This window comes from Thermodesulfitimonas sp., assembly GCF_052743955.1.
This window is the reverse complement of the sequence record NZ_JBRAIN010000115.1, coordinates 1-4,737: the sequence shown is the minus strand read 5'-3', so window position 1 is coordinate 4,737 and position 4,737 is coordinate 1. Positions and strand designations below refer to the sequence as shown.

Sequence of the window (4,737 nt, the reverse complement as noted above, 5' to 3'; positions counted from 1 at the left end):
GCCAGGCTCGGGGGCGGTGAGGTTTTGAGATTCCTACAGTGGGTTGACGCGGTCGTTTGCTTCGGAACTCTTGCCGGAGGCGGCTCTAACGTGTTAAAATATCGATGCTAAAACTAAACAGGCCGAAGTGGCGGAACTGGCAGACGCGCACGACTCAAAATCGTGTGGGCACCGCCCGTGTGGGTTCGACTCCCACCTTCGGCACCAGCAGATGATAAAACCCGCTGGCTGCAAGAGTCAGCGGGTTTTTGGTTGTGCAGAACAGTCAGATGACCCTGGTCGAATACCTTAGCCGTACGTGGCCGCTGGTAAGCCGGCCGGAGGAGCTGAACCGTTCGGCGAGCTTTCTCCCGGCGCCGGAGGAGGCACAGGCTGCTGGCCCGGAGGAGTAGGTGGCGTTCCTTCGCCTGGTAGGGCAGGGAAGAGGCCTGGAGAGCTTTCAGTACTTGGCGCGGTCTCTTGGCCGTAAGTCTCTGCGGGTGTAGAACCGTAAACCCCAGGCGGAACGGCGGGTTTTTGTGGCTTAGAAACGTTTTGCTGCTCTGTCGGCGGTAGGGCAGCCGCATATCCCGTTAGTCCTAACGCATCCACCATTATTTTCCGCCAGAACCGCGCGCAGTATTTTCCTCCGTAAGCATAAGGCATCGGGTGAGGTTCATCCCAGCCCATCCAGACCACACCCACTAACTTAGGCACCCAGCCGCAGAACCATAAGTCTTTCCCTTCGTCCGTAGTGCCCGTCTTCCCGGCAGCTATGGTACCAATCCGGGCGTTTCTCCCCGTTCCGTACCGCACCGCAGCGCGGAGCATAGTAGCTATTGTCGACGCCGTCTCCGGCTCCATAGTCTGGTAGCGGTGGGGCGTAGCTTCCTCCAGAACGTTACCTGCGGCGTCGGTGATTCGCGTTACCACGTACGGCTCCACGTATTCCCCTCCGTTAGCGAAAGCGGCGTAAGCCGCCGCCATCTCCAAAGGGGTTACCCCCCGGTGTAACCCTCCCAAGGCAGCGCTCAGCCCATCCTTGGCTGGATCGACGTGAATACCGAGCCGCGCCGCGAAGCGGGCTGCTCTCTCGAGCCCGACCTCGTTTAAAACCTTAACCGCCACCACATTGATGGAGTAGGCAACCGCATCCTGCAGGGTGACCTCTCCCCGGTACCTTCCGTCATAGTTTTTGGGGGCGTAGGAGCCAAAGCGCACCGGTTCATCCCGGACTACTGTTTGCGGTCCCATTCCCAAGAACTCGACGGCCGGAGCGTACACCAGGATTGGTTTCAGCGCCGAGCCCGGCTGCCGGTGGGCTTGTACAGCCCGGTTGAACTGGCGCTGGGCAACCCGCTCCCGGCTGCCCACCAAAGCGCGGACTGCTCCCGTGGCCGGATCAACCAAGACTACCGCTACCTGTGGTTGGAGAAAGCCTTGGGCATCCCGAATAGAAGGGGGGAAGTTTGCTGAATTAGCCACTTCCTCTTCCACTACGTGTTGGGCGCGGCGATCAAGCGTGGTATAAATCCGGAAGCCACCGAGAAGGTACCGCTGCCCGTATTCTTTCTCTACGCTCATGAGGACGTAATCGGTAAAGTCAGGGTAGGGATACTCCTGGGCCGCGCTGTTCCCCCGGTGGAGGCGCAGGGGTTCTTGCCGGGCCCGTTGGTATACTTCAGGGGTGATAAAGCGGCAGGCGAGCATTTGCTGGAGAACATAATCCCGCCGTTCTAGAGCTTCTGAAGGGTTGCGAAAGGGATCATAGTAGCTCGGTGCCTGAACCATTCCGGCCAAAAGGGCAGCTTCACTCAGGGTTAAGGCCGAAACCTTTTTATGGAAATAGGTTTCAGCAGCAGCGCCAAGGCCCCACGCGCCCTCGCCGAAATAGATCCGGTTTAAATAAAACGTTAAAATTTCGTCTTTTGTGTAGTAGCGTTCTAGCTTAATCGCGAGAAAGATCTCCTGTATCTTACGCTTTAGAGTGCGGGAGGGAACGAGGAAAGTGTTTTTTGCTAATTGCTGGGTGATGGTGCTCCCGCCCTGCATAATACGGTGGTGGAAAAGATTATTAAGGGCAGCACGTGCCACGCCTACGAGGTCAATACCACAGTGGTGGTAGAAGCGTTTATCCTCTGCCGCTGCGAAAGCGTGCTTAACGAAAGTGGGAACATCATTCTGTCGAACGGGAATGTAGTTCCGAAAACCTAAAGTAGCGAAGGGAGTGCCGTCAGCAGCGTAAAGCGTGCTGGGCGCGTCAAGGTGCAGCGTCTCTACCCGCCACGTGGGAAGATCGCGCAACGCATTGTAAGTAAGCCAGCCGCCAACTACAATTCCCAGGAAGGAAGTCCCTCCGACTACCAGAAGAACCAGCCGCCGAAGGTTCAATTTTCTTCGTGGCATGAGTTTTTTCGGCATGAAGCTCTGCGCGCCTCCAAAATATCTATTGTTTTAGTTTCCGGAAGTTGTGATCCCCTCAAGCTGGCTCCCGGGTACGCGTGTGCGTTAATCCTTTCCCCTTTACCATGTTATAATACTATTGGCAAGGGGGTTTCCGCTACCTGGTTTTCAGGCAGAAGGGATGAAGCTGGGCTAGTAGGGGTGGGTGAGAGGCTGACCCTAAAGGGGAGATTTAAGCCCGACAGGATTACTCCGCGACAGGAGGTGAAAATATGGCGTTAATCCTGGTGGTTGACGACGAGGAAACTATCCAACGGTTACTATGTTTTTCTCTAGAATGCGAAGGCTACGAAGTTGTTACCGCTACGGACGGCATAGAAGCTTTGAGATTAGCCCATAACCGCCGCCCGGACTTAATTATCCTTGATCTCATGCTCCCTGGAATGAACGGGCTGGATTTTTGTAAATTTTTGCGGGCAGACAACGATCTCCAGAATGTGCCGATCATTATCCTAACAGCTCGGGCAGAGGAGAACGATAGGGTCTTAGGTTTGGAGACGGGAGCCGACGACTACGTGACAAAGCCTTTCAGTGTGCGGGAGTTAGTGGCACGGGTGCGCGCGCATCTGCGCCGGAAGTCTTTTGTTGGGGACCAGAATAAACTGGTCTTTGGCCAACTGGTTATCGATCGGGAACGGATGGCGGTTACCTGGGGGGAGACCCGGATTAATTTGACACCAAAAGAATTTGAGCTGCTTTATTTCCTCGCCGCCCATCCGGGACGAGTTTTCTCGCGCGAGCATCTGCTGGACCGAATTTGGGGATTTAGCTTTCCCGGCGGTTCCCGGACCGTGGATGTACACATCCGGCATATCCGGCAAAAAATAGAGCAATTACCGGGTGCGCCGTATTTTATCGAAACTGTGCGGGGTGTAGGATACCGGTTTCGGGAGGATTTAGGGTGATCGGGACCATTCGGGGGCGGCTTTATCTTTCCTTAGGGCTTCTTTTTTTGTTTTTCGCCCTCATCTCTGCTCTGATTTATTACCGGCACCTGCACTTACCGGCGGCCTTAATAGGTGGTGCACTGGTAGCTGGGCTTACCTGGCGAATGATCAACCGGCAAGTGATAAGGCCCCTCCGTAACTTGGTGGCGGTGGCTAAAGAGCTGTCCCAGTTTGGAAAAGGAGAAAAGCAATCTGCCGCCGACGAAATCGGGTTGCTCACCTCAAGTGTAACCCTCCTTGCCGAGCGTTTAAAAGAAACATTCCAGGCTCTAAGTGCGGAAAAGGGATGGCAGGCAGCCGTTTTGGCCTCTCTTACAGATGTAGTTCTGGCCTTAGATCCTTTCGGCAGGGTGCTTTTTGCTAATCCAGCGTTGCAGGAAGCCTTCGGGGTTAAACCAGAAGAGGCTCGGAGGAAGAATATCCTAGAGGTAATCCGCCACCACGAACTCGAACAAATAGCACGGCGGGTTCTGAATACCGGTACTGCAAGAGAAGAGGAGCTAAGATTTCTCACTCCCCAACCGCGGCTCTTTACAGTTCGGGTTACACCGGTCACTAATCCTGTAGGGCCTGGGGTAGTAGTGGTTCTCCGCGAGGTAACAGAGCAGAAACGCCTGGAACAATTACGGAGCGAGTTTGTGGCCAACGTCTCGCATGAACTGCGGACACCTCTGACCGCAATTAGGGGGTTTGTGGAGACGCTACGCGATGGTGCCATCAAGGATGCTGACACGGCCGGTGAGTTTCTCGCAATTATCGCGGCAGAAACTGAACGCCTTGAAAGGCTAATTAACGATCTTTTAAATCTTTCACGCCTGGAAGACCGCCGCGCCACGCTTATCCGGAAACAGATAAAACTTAACGAAGTAGCGGCACGGGTTCTGCCGGTCTTGGAAAGGCGAGTCAAAGAGCAAAAGCTGAAACTAACAGTAGATTTGCCGGCAGATTTACCGGCGGTATGGGGCGACCCGGAGCTAATCGGTCAGGTTTTTATAAATCTGTTGGATAACGCAATAAAATTCACTTCCCAGGGAGAGATCCGGATTACAGCCTCCGTTTTCCCAGGCTGGATTAAGGTAGATGTTGACGATACCGGCATCGGCATCCCCAAGGAGAGCCTGTCACGTGTCTTTGAACGCTTTTACCGCGTAGATAAAGCACGCTCACGGGCTACAGGCGGAACAGGGCTGGGGTTAGCGATCGTTAAGCATATTGTGGAGGCCCACGGCGGAAGGGTAAATGTGGAAAGTGAGCCAGGGAAAGGGAGCCGGTTCTCTTTTTTCCTACCGGTTCTGGAAGTTCAGTAAAACCTAAGCTAGGAATTGGTTATGGGGAAATAAATGGTTGA

At 54.5% G+C, this 4,737-nt stretch carries 3 protein-coding genes and 1 tRNA gene; 3 read left to right on the top strand and 1 reads right to left on the bottom strand.

The features are described from left to right. The first annotated feature begins 121 nt into the window (after nt 1-121). Nucleotides 122-207: transfer RNA gene (locus ACUVTA_RS08570), tRNA-Leu, on the top strand. An 81-nt stretch (nt 208-288) separates the two neighbouring features. Here ACUVTA_RS08570 and ACUVTA_RS08565 read toward each other — a convergent pair. Then, on the bottom strand, nt 289-2,385 hold the full coding sequence (locus ACUVTA_RS08565) for a transglycosylase domain-containing protein (RefSeq protein WP_445952527.1): 2,097 nt from the start codon (nt 2,383-2,385) through the stop codon (nt 289-291). A gap of 269 nt (nt 2,386-2,654) precedes the next feature. On the opposite strand from ACUVTA_RS08565, the gene ACUVTA_RS08560 reads away from it, so the two are divergent. Together ACUVTA_RS08560 and pnpS are read left to right on the top strand one after the other, a co-directional pair. Beyond that, nucleotides 2,655-3,347 (top strand): response regulator, encoded by a 693-nt coding sequence (locus ACUVTA_RS08560; RefSeq protein ID WP_445952526.1) that lies wholly within the window; start codon nt 2,655-2,657, stop codon nt 3,345-3,347. Beyond that, nucleotides 3,344-4,696 carry a two-component system histidine kinase PnpS gene (gene pnpS, locus ACUVTA_RS08555; protein ID WP_445952525.1) on the top strand — a complete coding sequence of 451 codons (1,353 nt, stop codon included), beginning with the start codon at nt 3,344-3,346 and terminating at the stop codon, nt 4,694-4,696. The genes ACUVTA_RS08560 and pnpS overlap by 4 nt, the downstream gene beginning before the upstream one ends. Nucleotides 4,697-4,737 lie beyond the last annotated feature (41 nt).

Coding starts and splice junctions, on each gene's coding strand:
- ACUVTA_RS08565 (WP_445952527.1), bottom strand. CDS start 2,385: ATGCCACGAAGAAAATTGAACCTTCGGCGGCTGGTTCTTCTGGTAGTC.
- ACUVTA_RS08560 (WP_445952526.1), top strand. CDS start 2,655: ATGGCGTTAATCCTGGTGGTTGACGACGAGGAAACTATCCAACGGTTA.